This is a genomic window from Spirosoma pulveris, assembly GCF_054781875.1.
In genome coordinates, this window is sequence record NZ_BAAGTO010000009.1 from 192,005 (window position 1) to 207,729 (window position 15,725).

Annotated in this window: 16 protein-coding genes; 4 read left to right on the plus strand and 12 right to left on the minus strand. The window is 47.0% G+C overall.

Going from position 1 to position 15,725, the window contains the following annotated elements; translation table 11 throughout:
* Positions 1-15: 15 nt before the first annotated feature.
* Complete coding sequence (locus ACYVJM_RS24950) at positions 16-663, minus strand: hypothetical protein (RefSeq protein WP_461150958.1); 648 nt, start codon at positions 661-663, stop codon at positions 16-18.
* Between the two features lie 82 nt (positions 664-745).
* Here ACYVJM_RS24950 and ACYVJM_RS24955 point away from each other — a divergent pair, with 82 nt between their 5' ends.
* Positions 746-1,354, plus strand: coding sequence for a hypothetical protein (locus tag ACYVJM_RS24955; RefSeq protein WP_461150959.1), 609 nt, complete (start codon positions 746-748; stop codon positions 1,352-1,354).
* 3 nt (positions 1,355-1,357) lie between these two features.
* Here the strand turns inward: ACYVJM_RS24955 and ACYVJM_RS24960 are convergent, their stop codons facing one another.
* From ACYVJM_RS24960 to ACYVJM_RS24975, 4 genes are all read right to left on the minus strand, one after another.
* A complete protein-coding gene (locus tag ACYVJM_RS24960) occupies positions 1,358-1,636 on the minus strand; it encodes a hypothetical protein (protein ID WP_461150960.1) in 279 nt (92 codons plus the stop codon).
* The gene (locus ACYVJM_RS24965) at positions 1,633-1,905 is read right to left on the minus strand and encodes a helix-turn-helix domain-containing protein (protein WP_461150961.1); all 273 of its coding nucleotides are present in this window, start codon (positions 1,903-1,905) and stop codon (positions 1,633-1,635) included. The genes ACYVJM_RS24960 and ACYVJM_RS24965 overlap by 4 nt, the downstream gene beginning before the upstream one ends.
* Positions 1,906-1,920: 15 nt before the next feature.
* On the minus strand, positions 1,921-2,763 hold the full coding sequence (locus ACYVJM_RS24970; protein WP_461150962.1) for a hypothetical protein: 843 nt from the start codon (positions 2,761-2,763) through the stop codon (positions 1,921-1,923).
* A 298-nt stretch (positions 2,764-3,061) separates the two neighbouring features.
* Positions 3,062-4,276, minus strand: a complete 1,215-nt coding sequence (locus ACYVJM_RS24975) for a tyrosine-type recombinase/integrase (RefSeq protein WP_461150963.1) — start codon at positions 4,274-4,276, stop codon at positions 3,062-3,064.
* Between the two features lie 826 nt (positions 4,277-5,102).
* On the opposite strand from ACYVJM_RS24975, the gene ACYVJM_RS24980 reads away from it, so the two are divergent.
* Both ACYVJM_RS24980 and ACYVJM_RS24985 read left to right on the plus strand, forming a co-directional pair.
* Positions 5,103-6,005, plus strand: a complete 903-nt coding sequence (locus ACYVJM_RS24980) for a hypothetical protein (protein ID WP_461150964.1) — start codon at positions 5,103-5,105, stop codon at positions 6,003-6,005.
* Between the two features lie 8 nt (positions 6,006-6,013).
* A complete protein-coding gene (locus ACYVJM_RS24985; protein WP_461150965.1) occupies positions 6,014-7,474 on the plus strand; it encodes an MBOAT family O-acyltransferase in 1,461 nt (486 codons plus the stop codon).
* A 46-nt stretch (positions 7,475-7,520) separates the two neighbouring features.
* On the opposite strand, the gene ACYVJM_RS24990 is transcribed toward ACYVJM_RS24985, so the two are convergent.
* The 4 genes from ACYVJM_RS24990 to ACYVJM_RS25005 all read right to left on the minus strand — a co-directional run bounded on the left by ACYVJM_RS24990 (position 7,521) and on the right by ACYVJM_RS25005 (position 12,796).
* A complete protein-coding gene (locus tag ACYVJM_RS24990) occupies positions 7,521-9,362 on the minus strand; it encodes a MutS-related protein (protein WP_461150966.1) in 1,842 nt (613 codons plus the stop codon).
* A gap of 41 nt (positions 9,363-9,403) precedes the next feature.
* Positions 9,404-9,820: a Fur family transcriptional regulator gene (locus ACYVJM_RS24995; RefSeq protein WP_461150967.1), complete on the minus strand. Its 417-nt coding sequence runs from the start codon at positions 9,818-9,820 to the stop codon at positions 9,404-9,406.
* Positions 9,821-9,911: 91 nt separating this feature from the next.
* Positions 9,912-11,717, minus strand: coding sequence for an ABC transporter ATP-binding protein (locus ACYVJM_RS25000; RefSeq protein WP_461150968.1), 1,806 nt, complete (start codon positions 11,715-11,717; stop codon positions 9,912-9,914).
* 89 nt (positions 11,718-11,806) lie between these two features.
* Positions 11,807-12,796: a gliding motility protein GldB-related protein gene (locus ACYVJM_RS25005; protein WP_461150969.1), complete on the minus strand. Its 990-nt coding sequence runs from the start codon at positions 12,794-12,796 to the stop codon at positions 11,807-11,809.
* Between the two features lie 39 nt (positions 12,797-12,835).
* Here ACYVJM_RS25005 and ACYVJM_RS25010 point away from each other — a divergent pair, with 39 nt between their 5' ends.
* A complete protein-coding gene (locus ACYVJM_RS25010) occupies positions 12,836-13,741 on the plus strand; it encodes a porin family protein (protein WP_461150970.1) in 906 nt (301 codons plus the stop codon).
* A 75-nt stretch (positions 13,742-13,816) separates the two neighbouring features.
* Here ACYVJM_RS25010 and hisF read toward each other — a convergent pair whose 3' ends face one another.
* The 3 genes from hisF to hisA are packed head-to-tail and all read right to left on the minus strand — an operon-like array spanning position 13,817 to position 15,713.
* Positions 13,817-14,572, minus strand: a complete 756-nt coding sequence (gene hisF, locus ACYVJM_RS25015) for an imidazole glycerol phosphate synthase subunit HisF (protein WP_461150971.1) — start codon at positions 14,570-14,572, stop codon at positions 13,817-13,819.
* Entirely contained in the window at positions 14,572-14,994 is a 423-nt protein-coding gene (locus tag ACYVJM_RS25020) for a GNAT family N-acetyltransferase (protein ID WP_461150972.1), read from the minus strand. The genes hisF and ACYVJM_RS25020 overlap by 1 nt, the downstream gene beginning before the upstream one ends.
* Entirely contained in the window at positions 14,991-15,713 is a 723-nt protein-coding gene (gene hisA, locus ACYVJM_RS25025) for a 1-(5-phosphoribosyl)-5-[(5-phosphoribosylamino)methylideneamino]imidazole-4-carboxamide isomerase (protein ID WP_461150973.1), read from the minus strand. Before hisA ends, ACYVJM_RS25020 begins: the two co-directional genes overlap by 4 nt.
* Positions 15,714-15,725 lie beyond the last annotated feature (12 nt).

The following is a 15,725-nucleotide window of genomic DNA, read 5'->3' on the forward strand; positions in this document are numbered from 1 at the left end:
CCCTGATCCCTATAGTCAGGGAATCACGATCATATCGGTTAAAAGCGGAGATTTATCGGCTTCGGCCTGCCCGTCTTTCAAAAGGACTTCACGATACTTGATAAGCGTCATCGCCCGGATGTCATCCGGGGTCATTTCAACCGGGATCTTATAAGTGTCGTCGGACATGATGTCCCGCATCCACATCTCAGCGATCAGCGAGTGTTCGAGTTGCGGTTCGTAGCCCAAGAAGTTTGTCAGGCGTTCCTTTACGGCGTAGCCGTAGGGCGCAAAATTCTCTCTGTAGTTTTGATAAATCGCGTCGTCGTAATTCAGACAGACATTGTGTTTCATGTCAGCGTTGCGAATAAGTCTGATGTGATCTTCCACTTGATGCATAAACTCATCCTCGTCCATCGTGCTATGCCAGTACATTTGGATAAGGGCGCGTAAATAAGGCTCATAGGGCAACATCACCTCGTCAGGCGGAAGATAGCCGAGATTGATTTCAATAACGCCCCGCCCCGTGTCCTTAAGATGAGTCAGGGTCGTTGCATCCGCCAAAAAGTCTTCCCAATGGACGGCGTTTAAGCGGCCTTCGGTGACGGCTTCGGCAAATTCAGTATCGAACTGCGCCGTATTACCATTGTAATGGCCATCTATTATGTCTTTTTTCCAGTCCATGCAACAGCCACATAAAAATGATTTAACCGTTTCTTATCTTAGCAAAAGCAACGAGCGTTCGCAATGAAAACTCTTAGAACAAATGGAGACAAACGATGACTTAAACAGTTCTTATCCTCTAGGGTATGAGTATGTGGAACGGAGCGTGAGCGAAACAATTCGTGAAGTCCATAACATCGACAGGCAGATTGAGACGACACCGCAAAGCAGCAGGCCAGTACCGACGCTTAAGCCGCGCGGTTTTGCCACGACCCGCTTTATCAACCGGGAACGGACGGTTTCGCTTTTAGAAGCGCAGAAAGAGAGCGTTCAAGCGGAAGCGTGGGGAAAAATTGAAAAGGAAACAACAAAGCCGAATGATAAAGCGGCCCGTGTCGCACGGGACACTGCCAGACAGGCATTATTTCCAAATCCCTATCGCAACTTGAATAAAGAGGAACGGAAAGCAGAACGCGGGAAATCCAGGGACATTCAGATGTCACAAGATTACATGGATGCCGAACGATTGGAAAAGGCTTCAGAACGCATGGCAACACCTCAACCGGAAAATCCGACAGTTGGGATAAAGGGAGAGCAAGCGGTTTCAGCGTCTGAACGATATTCAAAATCGTTTAAGTGCGATTTTAGCAGGCAAGGTCGCGAAATGACCGAGCCCTCACCGGACCGTGGACCAGACAGGGATCTAGGCTAACTGTCACTTTTCCGGCTCGATGTCGCGGTCTTTGTCTTTAGTCTTGCCAGGTACATCCTTTTGTCCGCCGAAACGATCCTCTTTCATCCACGACGGCAGGCGGGTTTTCGCTCGCTCGGCCTCATACTGTTTCTTACCGTCCTTAAATCCAACCAAGCGGATAAAGTCGCTGTCGATAGCAGCCAACTTTTCTGCAAGTTCCGGTTTGTGCCTGGCTATATCATAGCCTTCGTTGAAGCCCTTTAGATATTCTGGTTCGACCTTGTCCTGTTCTTCCATCATCTAAAAGTATTTCGGGCGTTCTGTTCAAGATAAGCGTTGATTGAATCCCGGTCGTAAAGAATGATTTTCTTTTGGGGCTGGGAAAAGCGGATCCTCCCCTCGTCTCGTAAGGTCTGCAAAGTCGTTTTTGATTTGATGTTCAGAAGCCGCATGGCCTGCTCGCCGGACACCCATTTGTCCTGGTCCTGTCCATTCTTCTCCTTGATACGGGCGACGACCTCTTCGATTAGGGCGTAAAAAGCTTTATCTTCAAGACAAATGACTTGCATACATAAGCATTAGGTTTACTTATCAGCTTTATCAGGTCCTTTTCCGTTCAATGACATAACCTTCTCAGCTAATGCTGACACTGATTCGGTTAGTGACTTGAAGTTATCAGTAAAAAACCTGTCTTTCTCTCCTTCAAATTTTTGCAGTGATGTGGTTGTGATTGCTTCGTCAGATTTCAACACTGCGTTTCTCTCCGTCTTTGAGTATTCAGTAAGCATACTTGATAGGAGACTTTTATCTTCTTCGAATAAAGCAACTTTTAACGACATTATTTTAAATTCAAAATTTGTAAGCTCATTTTGATAAAATCTAATGTCCACTAAGCTGTTGCGATACAACTTCAGAAAGAAAAAAGAAAATACTTCTATAAGTAGTATGAGGGACACTCTTGGTACATAGTATGAAAGTAACTCATAAATATTAGCAGACTTCAGCGGGTTCAACACGCTATATAAGAGAATTGTAACCGCAGCTAAAGTCGTTACTGATGCAATTATAAGGTTTGTATTTCCTCTTTTATTTAGGCTTTCTATTTCGAAAGTTAGCCTTGACCTGTATTCCTGAGCTTCACGGCTTAAAACATAATATCTTAGATTTTTGGCGTCATTGCCACCAAATAAAGTTTTGACATTGTCAATATCTGTTAAAGATTGAGCCTTTTCTTCAACTTTATGACCGGAAGTATCCATCCGTTCAGTATCAACATCTGGATCGTGGTTCCCAAGCGGTGAAACTCTTTTCCTTGCGTAGTGATATAAATCAAATATCCGAACACGACCAGATTCTAAATATTCTGCCATTGACATTGATACTGCAATGATCCCTAAAAATATCATCATCAAATCGATAGCTAACATTCTAGGACTTTGGGCACGAAATATTTCAACAGTTGGATACGGGTCAGATAGCTCATTATACAGAACTGATGCTATCCTTACTCGGAGAAAATAATAGGCAAAGACGACACATGTTATGCAGATCGTTATGATTGATCTCTGTACAGTGATCTTTAGTCGTCTGTCTACCAATTTTGGATCATTACTAGATGGTGTTTCGTCAGCGGTCTGCATTTTAAATTTTTTTATAGCAAAACATCTTGGGGTAATTTTTCTATCCCATAAAGACAACAAAAATCCAGTTATATCTTAAATTCATTTATATACTTACACCATTAATCACTTTGTCCAAGGCTTCGTCTGCTTGCTGAGTTGTGAAATTTGACTGGTAGCCGATAGTCGTGATAATGCTACTATGGCGATAAAGCTCTTGCAGAATCTGCACAGGAATTTTGTCTCCTGCCAACTGTGCGAACGAATGACGCGCAAGATGCATTGTCAGATTTTTTTCGATGTTGGCGGCTGGTGCGACATGAGTTTTTAAACATTTGTCGATAGCACTCGTCTTAAAAGCGATAGTACGCTGGGCGACAAATTTGTCGTCAAGATTGACATCTTTCAGCTCAGGGAACACAAGATCGTCTGCGTTTCGTTTAAAACTTTTGTACTCATCTAGAATTTGGGTGGCTTCTGGTCTGAGTTTAAGCGAACCGGCTTTATTGTTCTTACCCATTGCATAATGCAAGCGATCATTTTGAAAATCGCTCCATTTTAAGCGTAAGACATCACTCACCCGCATACCTGCAAAGTAGTAAGAGATCATCCACAGATTACGAGCGTGATGCGGCTGTCCTTCAAGGGAAACGGTTTTTAAGCTCTCTACTTCATCTTTGTTGAGGCCAATCTTAGACGAGTCTGGAAACTTGATCTTCATTTTGCCCTTGCCGAATGGGTAATGTTTTTCATCGACCACGCCTTCCTTGATGGCGTGACTGAAAACTGAACGCATCATGACAATGTGATTGACAGCCGACCGCTCAGATAAATTGAGCTTTATGCGGACGTAGCTTTTAAAGCGTTCCAGCACAGCAACCGTGACTTCCGGAAAAGGAAGATCATGCTTGATGAACTCTCTGAAGTGTTTTACACGCGGCTTGTCGGCGGTGTATTGATTATACTTGCCCGCTTCCTTCAGTCGTTGCAAATAAAGGTCCGCCTGTGCAAAAAATGTACTGCCAGCAGAAGGTTTGATCTTCTGCTTGATAGCGCGTGACGAAGTGTGTGGTTTTTGCGTTTTGAGCTCTAAAGACTGATCTTCGGCCTCGATCAGTTTTTTCTTGATAAAATTGTTGAGCCGAGCGCTATTCGGATGTGATTTCCGAACTTGCCCTTTAGCGTCGTCCCATTCAGTGGGATCAAGATGGTAACCTAAATGAATGAAAGAGGATTTGCGATCCTTTGTGATGCGTAACGCCAAAGGCAATTTGCCTTCCTTATTGGGTTTCTGGCGCAGAACGAGCTTAACTTCCGACATACAACATCTCATTGTTGGTACAACAAAGGTACAACAATGGGTGGTTTTACTCGGTTTTTGCTGGCTTAAATTAATCTATATACGACTGATAATCACCATTATTGATTCATATGGAGCCACATAAAACCATTTGTCCAAGGACTGAAAATCCTTGTGTCGGCGGTTCGATTCCGTCCATCACCACCCTAACGCAAGCCTTCCCATTCGGGAAGGCTTTTTTATGCCCTGTCTATTCAGAAGTTTGCTTTTCGTAATCATCTACATAAGATTTGCAATAATAGTATGCTTGCATACTATTATTGCAACGGCAAATATACTGCTTTCGATATATCTAACAAGTGCTGGAAGGGGTTGTTTTAGCACTGGTTTAAGTAAACTACAATTTTTCTAGTAGCCTTAACTGATGCAATTAGCGCAAGTTTAAGCCAATTAGAATGGATTGAGAAACGTCACTTTACTGGTAAAGTGACTTAATTTGTACTTTTTTTTCAAGTTACCTTAATGAGTGAACACGAGTAGGTGTACCATTGAGTAGCGGCAACCGCTGCAATAATCAATATTGCTGGGTAGATGAGCTGCATCCGAAGTCGATAAACCATCTAGTACTTTCTGGATACATCTTCCGGAGGGTTATACTTCTCAACTTTATCAGTTTAGGACAAGGGTTAAACACAGGTGGCGAAGTGGTATACCGTCTGCCACTTATCGGATAGCTACATTCAATCAAAACAATTACACTTAATTAACAGGCTTATATATTGAAATGTATACCCTTTTATCCAGGATAATCCTGTTATCAAGTTCTTTGGTACTAACCCTTTATGTCATGTACCAATACGTAAATCAGCATCAGGAAGCAAATTACTTTTCCTCCATAGTCGATAAACAAAACCGGGCCGAAAGTCTGAAAGACCGTCCGCGGCTGCTGCTGGTAGGGGGCTCCGGGACGGCGTTTGGCATTGACAGTAAGTTGCTGGAAGACAGCCTTCATATTTCTGTTGTAAACCTTGCAATCCACGCAGGTTTAGGTCTTCCATTCATGCTTAACCAGGTACAAAGCATTGCTCATTCGGGAGATGTAGTCCTCTTAACCCCTGAATACTTCCTCAGTGACGGCGATGAGTATATGCAGTTTTATACCAGCGTGTGCTACTCACCGGCATTGAATTACATCACGTTCGATCATCCCCTAAGCTTTGCTGTACGTCGCGTAAAGTACTGGATCAGACGCATTCAATCCAGTTTCCTTTTAGTGATCAAAGATGAGCGGTCTGCTCGAATAAGCGATACTACATCTGTTTATTTTCGAGCTGGATTCTCACCACAGGGAGACCTCATTAGCCCGCTCAACAACAAGGCGCCAGAAAAAATTGCCCAACTGGATATAAAGCCCCTCGACTATAAAAAAGAGATTGCCTTAATAAACGCACTGGCAAAGGAATTTCGGCAGCGTAATGTCAGTATGCTACTCACTTATCCTGCGCTGTCTGAGAGTACGTTTATGGCAAATCAACCTGCCATTAAGCTTTATACCAACCTGTTAAAAAATTTGAGATTTGTTAACGTGCTAAGTCAGCCGGAGAAAAATATGTACCCCGACTCCTGCTTTTTCGACAGCGCATATCACCTGGCGTCTGCTGGCCGTCATGACCGTTCCTTACAATTGGCTGGTCTCTTAAAACCATTGACGCGTCGGGTAAATCAGCCAACACTTCTATCGAGTAATTAAACGGCATTATGTTATTTAATTCAGTTCACTTCCTGTTCTTCTTTCCCTTAGTAACTGTCTTTTTTTTCGTGTTGCCACATCGCGTTCGCTGGGCCTGGTTATTGCTGGCAAGCTGCTATTTCTATATGAGCTTTTTGCCCGTTTATATTCTAGTCCTTTTTTTCATAATACTGGTCGATTATTTAGCCGGTATAGGTATTGAAGCATCGACAGGAAAACAGCGTAAAATTTTATTGATCACGAGTTTAGTCGCTAACATTGGGTTATTGGTTGTTTTCAAATACTACAATTTCATAGTCGGCAGCCTACCTGGTTTTTTGCACACGCCCGATGGAGCAACGAGCCTTCCATTGATTTCGTGGGCACTCCCCATTGGCCTATCGTTCCACACGTTTCAGGCGATGAGTTATACGATCGAGGTTTACCGGGGAAATCAGCGGGCAGAGCGGCACTTAGGGATTTACGCGCTTTATGTCTTGTTTTATCCACAAATGGTTGCGGGACCCATTGAACGTCCACAAAACATTTTACCACAACTGCATACCCGGCAAGTCTTCAATTATGAGAATGTAGTGAGCGGTTTACAATTAATGGCTTGGGGGTTCTTTAAAAAGATAGTTATTGCCGATAGACTAGCCCCAATGGTCGACTCAGTTTACGGCCACCCGAAACAGTTCATGGGGCCATCAATGGTACTGGCGACTGTACTGTTTTCTTTTCAGATTTTTTGCGACTTCTCCGGATATTCCGACATTGCTCTTGGTGCTGCCAGGGTAATGGGTTACAAATTGATGACGAATTTCGACCGGCCTTATTTTTCCAAAAACATTACTGAGTTCTGGCGCCGTTGGCATATTTCCCTGTCAACCTGGTTTCGAGACTATGTATACATTCCTTTGGGCGGAAATCGGGTACCCATGTGGCGACAGGCGTTCAATCTTTTCCTGGTCTTTATACTCAGTGGTATCTGGCACGGAGCCAACTGGACATTTGTTATTTGGGGGGCGCTACACGGAGTTTACTTATTCGTAGAATTAGTGGCCCGCCGTGGTAGAAAACGATCGAATGCCAATCCTGTTTTCATCAAAAAAGTGCTGCACGTAGGCTTAACGTTTTCATTTGTCAGCTTCGCCTGGATATTTTTCAGGGCATCAAGCGTACAGGATGCTTTTTATATTATCAGCCATTTAGCCGTGGGCTGGCAGTATACCTGGAATCATCTGAGCAATCCGGAATTTGTACGAACCCATATATTGCTAAAAGAATCAGAGCAATTATTTACTTTTTCGCTGCTGGCTATCGTATTGATGGAACTGGTGCATTACTTACAGCGAAATCCTTCCTGGCAGACTCGTTTCCGGATGCAACCCATCTGGGTTAGATGGAGTGTGTATTATGTGGGTATCTTACTTATTCTACTCTTTGGCGCGTTTAATAAACCCGCTCAGTTTATCTACTTTCAGTTTTAAAGCAGGCCTTGAGCAGGCGCTGTATCAGACGAATACGATACTTGTTTTACTTCCGAAGGGCGTCCATATCAATACCGATGGCCCGCATCAACTGACTGGCGTTGAAGCTCTGGCAGATACCATTGCGGAGTTTGTAGTCGAAGACAAGTTCGCCGTTAATCAGGTCTGACTGGAAGTGATAATTACGCACGAAACCATCGGCATCCGTAAGCTGCCCGAGTTCAAGATCGTGGGTCGATACGAAGCCAGACGCCGTTGTGTGATGTAGCTGCCGAATAAGAGCCTCAGCGCCCCGATGACGGTCGGCGGAGTTCGTGCCTTTCAAGATTTCATCCAGAAAGTATAATACAGGCATTGGTAGCCGATCAGTTGGTGAGTCGGCCGTTGATTTAGTCGGGCTTGTCAGGCCAATAAGTGTTTGAAGACGTTTAAGTTCGGCGTAGAACGACGAGGTACTTTCTTCGAGCGAGTCCTGCGTACGCATACTCGTAAACACCTGAACGGGCGAACATCGGAATTGGTCGGCACGCACCACGGCGCCTGCTAATGCCAGCACTACGTTCGTGCCTACAGTCCGCAGAAACGTGCTTTTCCCCGACATGTTAGAGCCGGTAATCAAAACAGTTTGCCCGGCACCGCGCAGGATGAGGGAGTTAGCGATGCTGTTATTTTCTGCCAGTAATGGGTGAGCAGCGGCTGTTATTTCCAGCACAAACTTATCATCAACGATATCGGGAGTTGCGTAAGACGGATGCGCGTACGAGAAGCCGGTCAGACTATTCAGGGCTTCCAGTTCGCCCAGTGCGTCGAACCATAGATGAAGTGACGGCCCGTGCGTTTGCCGCCAGCGTTCGAGCCGAAGCAGGTAATGAATGTCCCAGAGTGTTACTACACCAAGCAGCAAAACGAAATAAGGATTTCGGCGGAAGTTTAACCCTTCCGTAAGCCGTCCGAGTTGGCCGATCGCTTCCGAAGCAGCCCGTTTATTGTCTGACGTGAGTGCCTGCCGAATAGCCCGCAGTCGTATAGAATCGCCTTGCACCTGTTCGGCCTGCTGGAGTAACGCCTGATAGGCCTTCAGTGCCGTCGAGATCTCAAATGTCTGTTCACTAACATCTTTCGCCAACCTTGAAACCTGACTGAGTACCAGACCATGCCCGGCAAGTGCCAGCAAAACGGCGGCTCCCTGAGCATAGCCCATTAACCAGGCAACAAATATGCACAGCGTGATGATGGGAAAAACAAAACGAACAATGGATAAGTACCCCGGCAACGACTCTCCTTTAGCCGTGGCCCATTTAACCAGCGCATCCGGCGACTGGCTAATGGTTGGCTCCGCATAAGCCAGCGCTTCCAGCTGCTGACGCCATTCCAGTTGCGGTTTAAGCATGGCTACAGCCTCCTGGCGCAATCGAATGGAATCCGGTGCCGTGGGAGCCTTTAGCCAGCTTGCCAGCCGTTTCTGACCTTCGTACGTGTGGGTACGGTTAAGTAGTCGGAAAAGTGAGTGTTTACCAAAAACATCTAAGTCACCCGCGTAGTAATGAGTAGGGCCAACAAACTGTTCGCCGGTTTCAGAACGCAGGTATTGGCGCTTAAGTCGGGCTAGCTCATCCTGATTGACAAAGGCAAGGTGATGATACAGATCTCGCTCCTGACGAATGTTCTGGTGCTTTTTCAACAGAATCATAAACCCAATCAGGCCGATCAGTAAAGCACCAGCCGCAGCTAACTGCTCATCAAGCCGGGCGAGCAGCCAAACCCCGGCAACGGCTCCAACAAACCAGATGAGCCGCCAGAAGGCAAGTTGATTGTATTTACCTTGAGCAGCCTGTTCTTTCTGACTGAATTCCTGCTGACGTTCGAGAAAAGTAGTTTCTGGGGGCATTCGGCACCGGGCTGGCGTTCCAGCATGACAAAAACAATCAATTACTTATTACAACCCTGGCAAACCCCCTGAATGAGTAGATTCATTTCCTTTCGGTTGTAACCTTCGGGTAACGCAATGGTTGGTATGCTGACTTTATCAAGGCAAGTGGTTTGCCCACAGGCTTCGCACTTGAAGTGGACATGGTCGTGATGATGGTGTCCTTCCGAACAATTATCGCGGCAGAGGGCATATTTTGTCCCCCCTTCGTCATCCAGCACTTTGTGCAGCAGCCCCTTGTCCAGAAATGTCCGCAGCGTTCGGTAAATCGTTACGCGGTCATGGTCAGGACCCAAACCATTTTCGACATCGTTATGGGCCAGTGCATGACCGGCATTCAAAAACAAAGCAAGGACTTCCTCCCGGCCACTGGTATGGCGAAGGTTAAAGTCTTTCAGGGTTTTAGCAGCCAAAGTCATGATCTATAGGAATGTGAAATGTATAATGTATAATGAACATTCACTGATTACTTATGGTGCTCATTATACACTGTGCATTATCAATTAGTCTTTATTCTATCGTTTCGAACTGCAATTTAACCAGATTGGCGTAGATGCCGTCTTCCTGGGTTGCCAACTCGTCGTGGGTGCCCGCTTCGGCAATCTGCCCTTCTCGCATCACGTAAATCATGTCTACTTTACGGATGGTGGCCAGCCGGTGGGCAATGATGATCGTAGTCCGGTTTTGCATCAGTATATCCAGTGCTTCCTGAACAAGTCGCTCCGATTCGGCATCGAGCGAACTCGTTGCTTCATCAAGAATCAGAATGGCAGGATCTTTCAGAATGGCACGGGCAATAGCAATTCGCTGCCGCTGGCCACCGGATAGTTTAACTCCACGCTCGCCAACAATGGTTTGTAAGCTTTCGGGGAAGGAGTCGATAAACTGGAGCGCATTGGCTTTTCGCGCGGCTTCGCGCACTTCGGCTTCGGATGCGCCGGGCTTACCGTATTGAATGTTTTCGAGGATGGTCCCGCCAAACAGCATAACCTCCTGCGGTACCACAGCAATATTCTTGCGTAGCTCCGTTACATTGAACCCCGACAAATCCCGGCCATCGACCGTTACCTGACCACCACCAATTGGGTAATAGCGCATCAGCAATTGAACGATTGTCGATTTGCCAGCTCCGCTCTGACCCACCAGTGCAATTTTCCGACCGGCAGCTACATTGAGCGTGATACCTTTCAATACGGGTACATCCGGGCGGGATGGGTACGAGAACCGAACATCGTTGAACTGAACATTACCAAGCACTGGTACAAACAGGGGTGTTTCTTCGGTAGCATCTACTTCGGACGGCTCTTCCAGAATCTCCAGTATCCGCTCCGAAGCACCAATCGTTTTTTGTAGCTGAGCGTACAAATCGCCCATACCTGCTACCGAACCGCCAATGAAGGTTGTGTAAACGATAAATGTCAGCAAGTCGGCAAACGGCATTTCATTGGAAATTACCAGCGAACCACCATACCAGACAACCCCGATAATACCGCCGAAGAGCGCAAAAATTACAAACGAAACAAACACGCCCCTGAACCGGGCCGCCCGGAGTGCGGTATTAACCACCCGCTCCAGGGCTGTTCCATAACGATTGATCTCCAGCTTCTCGTTCGTAAAGGCTTTCACCACGTTCACCGACTGGAGGGTTTCCTCCACAATGATGTTTGCGTGAGCAAGCAAATCCTGCGCCTGCTTGGACAGCTTACGAATAAACCGGCCGAAGACCATAGCCGCCACAATGATAACCGGGAAGGTTGCCAGCATAAACAGCGTCAGCTTCCAGGAAACATAAAAAATGATCGCCGTACCAATGGTCAGCGTGCCGACTTGCCGGAACAATTCGGCCACGGTCAGTGTCAGTACGTCCTGTAACTGCGAAATATCGGCGGAGATACGGCTGGTCAATTCGCCAACGCGTCGTTGTTCAAAAAATGGAATCGGCAGGGTAATGATTTTGCTGTATGCTGCCCGACGCACATCGGCCATGGCTCGCTCACTCACCTGCGAGAAAAAGTAAATTCGGAAAAATGAGAAAATGGCCTGTGCCACCAGCACGCCCACAAAAAACAGCGTGACCTGATTGAGCGTAAACGCCGATTTTCCCTGGATAACGCTCGTTATCTGCCCGATGAGCAGACCAAAACTCATAGTCGTACCCGTCGATAAAATCAGGAACACGAATCCAATGATGTACTGCAATCGATAGGGTTTCACGAACTGAAATATGCTCAGTGCCTTTTTAAACCCTTCCCGACTAATTTTCTTTTTGTCCTCTTCGCTGGCTTCCTCGCCAAAACTTCTTCCTCTCTTTGCCATTATTTTTGGTAGAATGGTGCAGTAGTCTACTAGGTGCAGTACGTTTTCACGAAACAACCCACTACACGTTTTTTACTACTACTAATTCACTATTCTTTCTGTCCTTTATAACCCGACTGCTCAAAAATCTGCCGGGCATCAGAATTTCGCATTAGTTCCGGAATGCCAACACTGCCGTGTTCGTCATGGTACCGGCCCACAATTCGCCAGCCCACCCAACGGCCAATCGCACCGGGGCAAGCCTGACCAATTTCGGCCGTAAACGGCCGCTCATTCAAATATCGCTGTTTTATAGCAGGGCTCGTTTGGTATAAAAGTTTATTGTCGATAAAATGCGCCCAAACAATGTCCTGCGCATTAAACGTTTCGGTCAGTTGTTTGTCTGTATATCCGATGATCAGGCTGTCGGCAACGGGTTCGCCGTCGATGTTGGGCAGCATGGATTTTGTGAATACGTATCCTTTACCATAATACACCATATCGGCCAGCATGGTCTGATCGGCCCGGTTGGTGGCATTGTACTTGTCGGAGATAGCAAACACAATGGCTGGTACGATGTACTGCTTTTGGTATCTACGCAGGATATATTCAGGAAATTCTTGTGTGGGCGGACGGTATTTGGCTTTCGGTCCGGCAAAGTAATCGAGGCCAATCACAATCAGGCTATCGGTAACGACCAGGTCAGGGCCCATGAAACCCGTTACAACGGTAACCACTTTAGGCGAACGAAAATCGGGGAAGTCTTTCTTTATGTTTGTAAAGGCTTCAGCCAGTTGACTTTTCAGATCGGCCATATCGCCAAATTCAGTCTGAATCTGGTTATTGAGTTCACTAAGTGCCGGATTTGAAACCCGGTTGGTCAATTCCCGGACGAGTGCTGTATCATTTCCGGCTCCGTTCGCGTTAAAGTACAATTGAGCTACGGCTGGATTCCGGTTTAGTAAAGCCCGAATACTATCGGGCGATTTACCGGGAAAAAGCTGCTGGTTGAGCCGGATAAGGGTGATGTCTTCGTTTTTAGTACACGAAGTCAATAAAAAGAAGCAAAAGAGGCCTACAAGGGCCAACCATATTCGCATGAAAATCACGTGTTTTCAATATAGAAAACGTGCAAAATTATGAAAAAAGTTGCAGGGTTCGGATTGATTTTGGTCATGTTGTCCGTTGGGTGTGGCTGGGCACAATCTACATCACCCGCTTTATACCAGATGAGAACGAAGGAATCGAACGCTACGGATAGGCGATTCCGAAAAATCTTAGGTGATAATTACGACGGTCAGGACAAAAACCGCAGGGAATATGACGACGACCGCAAACGACGACGGAAAAAGCAGCAGCAACAAACCACCGGTAACCAGACCGACAATAATGGCTACGGTTCCGGCCCCGATTATGCCTGGCCAACTCACCTGATTGAAATGGGCATTCGTTTTGCGCCATCGCTCAATCTTAACACGGCCGAAGGCACCGGTTCTTACGCTGGTTTTCGTAACAATGGCGCGGGTGTTCGGATGAGTGTCGGGCCAACACTGGACTACTTTTTCTTTAAAGACCGGTATGCGTTCAGTACGGGACTTTTCTACACCATTAAGCGATCCGGCTTTCAAATGCCCGGCTCATTTGGCGAGTCGCGGTGGAACCCCGGTGCCCCCGAAAAGGAATCGGTTTATAATTTACAGTACCTCCAAATTCCGGCAACAGTGAAGTTGTTTGCCAATAACATTGGCCCCAATATGCGGCTGTATGTGCAAACGGGCGGCCTATTGAGTTTAAAATTAGCTGAACATGCCGTGGAGCCAACCCGCAATGGTCTCTACATGGCCGAAAGTGGCGGCACCCGCCGACAGTACGGTTTCGGTGATATTGAGCTGTTACTTGGCGCGGGCGTTCAATACCGAATCAATCAAAACAACGCCTTCAATATCGGCATGAGTTATCAGCGTGGTTTGATCAACGTAGCTCGGGCTAGTGAGTTAACCTCTAAAAACCGGGTCGTATCGCTGGATTTAGGGTTTAAGTTCTAAGGTGTAAGGCTGGGCCAATTTCTGGATTAGCCCCTGCAAATTTGACGGGCCAGGCTGGAGGCTGGCCCAAACTTTTCAAATCCGCATTTCAATTCCTTTCTCCCGCAAATACCCTTTCAGGTCAGGGATCTCAATTTCTTTGAAGTGGAAGATACTGGCGGCTAGCCCGGCATCGGCTTTCCCTATGGTGAACACATCGACAAAGTGATCCATGGTACCTGCTCCGCCCGAGGCAATGACCGGAATATTGGCCGCTCCCGAAATCCGGGCGGTCAGCTCAAGGGCAAATCCGGCTTTGGTACCGTCGGTATCCATTGACGTCAGCAGAATTTCACCCGCCCCTCTTTCTTCTATTTCTTTCGCCCAGGCAATCGTGCGCAATTCCGTAGGCTTACGTCCACCGTGGGTATGAACGATATGTTCGTCGTTCACATAACGTGTATCAATAGCCACGACCACACACTGGCTGCCAAATTCCAGCGCCAGCTCATTAATCAGGCCGGGGTTGCGAACGGCCGATGAGTTGATCGAGATCTTATCAGCTCCCGCGTTGAGCAAGGTCGACACATCGGCAACAGACGAGATGCCCCCGCCAACCGTAAACGGTATGTTGATCGTATGCGCTACGTTTCGAACGAGTTCGATAAGGGTTTTACGCTCATCGACGGTGGCGGTAATATCCAGGAATACCAGTTCGTCGGCACCCTGTTCGGCGTAAACGGCAGCCAGTGCAACGGGGTCGCCAGCATCGCGGAGATTGACGAAGTTGGTGCCTTTTACAGTGCGACCGTCTTTTATATCGAGGCAGGGAATAATTCGTTTTGTCAGCATTAGTAGGCAGTGAAAGCTTTTATAGACATTGTATTTTCGGGCATGTCGATGGGTTTGAAGCCAAACTGCTCGTACAAGCCATGGGCGTCGAATGTAACCAGCATGAGTCGGCGTAAGCCCTGCAAAGCCGGGTACGCCATAATAAAGGCTACTAGTTGTTTGGATAATCCCTTACCCCGATGTTCGGACAGGATGAATACATCGGCCAGATAACCGAACGTAGCCTGGTCTGTTATAACGCGGGCAAAACCAACCTGATCATCGCCCAGATAAGCACCGAAGCAAAGCGAATTGTCAATCGAGCGCTTCACAATGTCCATCGGAATGTTCTTGCACCAGTACGCTTCCTGGCTCAAAAACCGGTGAATCAGATCCAGATCAAGTTTCGTTTTATCGTCGCTGATGGTATAATCGATGGTCATTGCCCGCTAATTTTCTGCAGTTCCTTCAACGTTACGCGCCCTTCGTAAATCGCTTTACCGACGATCACGCCGAATACATTCATATCGGCCAGAGTTTCAATGTCGGCCATGTTGCTGACGCCCCCGCTGGCAATGATATTCAAGTCGGGAAATTGATCCTGCATGTTGCGGTATAGATCGAACGAAGGCCCCTGCAACAGCCCATCTTTCGCCACATCAGTACTGATTACGTATTTTATTCCCTTATCCACCCAGTTTTGCAGAAAGTCATAGATCCAGACATCGGTACCTTCTTCCCAACCACTGACGGCGATTTTTTCGTTTTTGGCATCGGCACCCAGAATCAGCTTTTCGGAACCCAGTTGCGAAAGCCACCGCTCCATCTGGTCAGGTTTTTTCACGGCGATGCTTCCGCCAGTTACCTGCTTTGCCCCACATTCAAACACAACCCGTAAGTCTTCGTCGGATTGAACGCCACCGCCGAAATCGACGTGCAGGCTGGTCTTTGACGTTATCAATTCAAGAACCTTCCAGTTGATAACCCGTTTCTCCCTGGCTCCATCGAGGTCAACCAGGTGCAGGCGGGTTAGTCCGGCGTCTTCAAACTGTTTGGCCACTTCGAGCGGCCGGGCGTTATATTCTTTCTTCTGATTGTAGTCGCCCTGAGTGAGCCGGACGGCTTTACCATCAATAAGGTCAATAGCGGGAATAATATACATGTATGTATCACC

Bases quoted from the DNA above. Each gene is read 5' to 3' on its own strand.
- ACYVJM_RS24970 (WP_461150962.1), bottom strand. From the start codon at position 2,763: ATGTTAGCTATCGATTTGATGATGATATTTTTAGGGATCATTGCAGTA.
- ACYVJM_RS24955 (WP_461150959.1), top strand. From the start codon at position 746: ATGGAGACAAACGATGACTTAAACAGTTCTTATCCTCTAGGGTATGAG.
- hisA (WP_461150973.1), bottom strand. From the start codon at position 15,713: ATGTATATTATTCCCGCTATTGACCTTATTGATGGTAAAGCCGTCCGG.
- ACYVJM_RS24950 (WP_461150958.1), bottom strand. From the start codon at position 663: ATGGACTGGAAAAAAGACATAATAGATGGCCATTACAATGGTAATACG.
- ACYVJM_RS24975 (WP_461150963.1), bottom strand. From the start codon at position 4,276: ATGTCGGAAGTTAAGCTCGTTCTGCGCCAGAAACCCAATAAGGAAGGC.
- hisF (WP_461150971.1), bottom strand. From the start codon at position 14,572: ATGCTGACAAAACGAATTATTCCCTGCCTCGATATAAAAGACGGTCGC.
- ACYVJM_RS25005 (WP_461150969.1), bottom strand. From the start codon at position 12,796: ATGCGAATATGGTTGGCCCTTGTAGGCCTCTTTTGCTTCTTTTTATTG.
- ACYVJM_RS25020 (WP_461150972.1), bottom strand. From the start codon at position 14,994: ATGACCATCGATTATACCATCAGCGACGATAAAACGAAACTTGATCTG.
- ACYVJM_RS24985 (WP_461150965.1), top strand. From the start codon at position 6,014: ATGTTATTTAATTCAGTTCACTTCCTGTTCTTCTTTCCCTTAGTAACT.
- ACYVJM_RS24960 (WP_461150960.1), bottom strand. From the start codon at position 1,636: ATGATGGAAGAACAGGACAAGGTCGAACCAGAATATCTAAAGGGCTTC.
- ACYVJM_RS25000 (WP_461150968.1), bottom strand. From the start codon at position 11,717: ATGGCAAAGAGAGGAAGAAGTTTTGGCGAGGAAGCCAGCGAAGAGGAC.
- ACYVJM_RS24965 (WP_461150961.1), bottom strand. From the start codon at position 1,905: ATGCAAGTCATTTGTCTTGAAGATAAAGCTTTTTACGCCCTAATCGAA.
- ACYVJM_RS25010 (WP_461150970.1), top strand. From the start codon at position 12,836: ATGAAAAAAGTTGCAGGGTTCGGATTGATTTTGGTCATGTTGTCCGTT.
- ACYVJM_RS24990 (WP_461150966.1), bottom strand. From the start codon at position 9,362: ATGCCCCCAGAAACTACTTTTCTCGAACGTCAGCAGGAATTCAGTCAG.
- ACYVJM_RS24995 (WP_461150967.1), bottom strand. From the start codon at position 9,820: ATGACTTTGGCTGCTAAAACCCTGAAAGACTTTAACCTTCGCCATACC.
- ACYVJM_RS24980 (WP_461150964.1), top strand. From the start codon at position 5,103: ATGTACCAATACGTAAATCAGCATCAGGAAGCAAATTACTTTTCCTCC.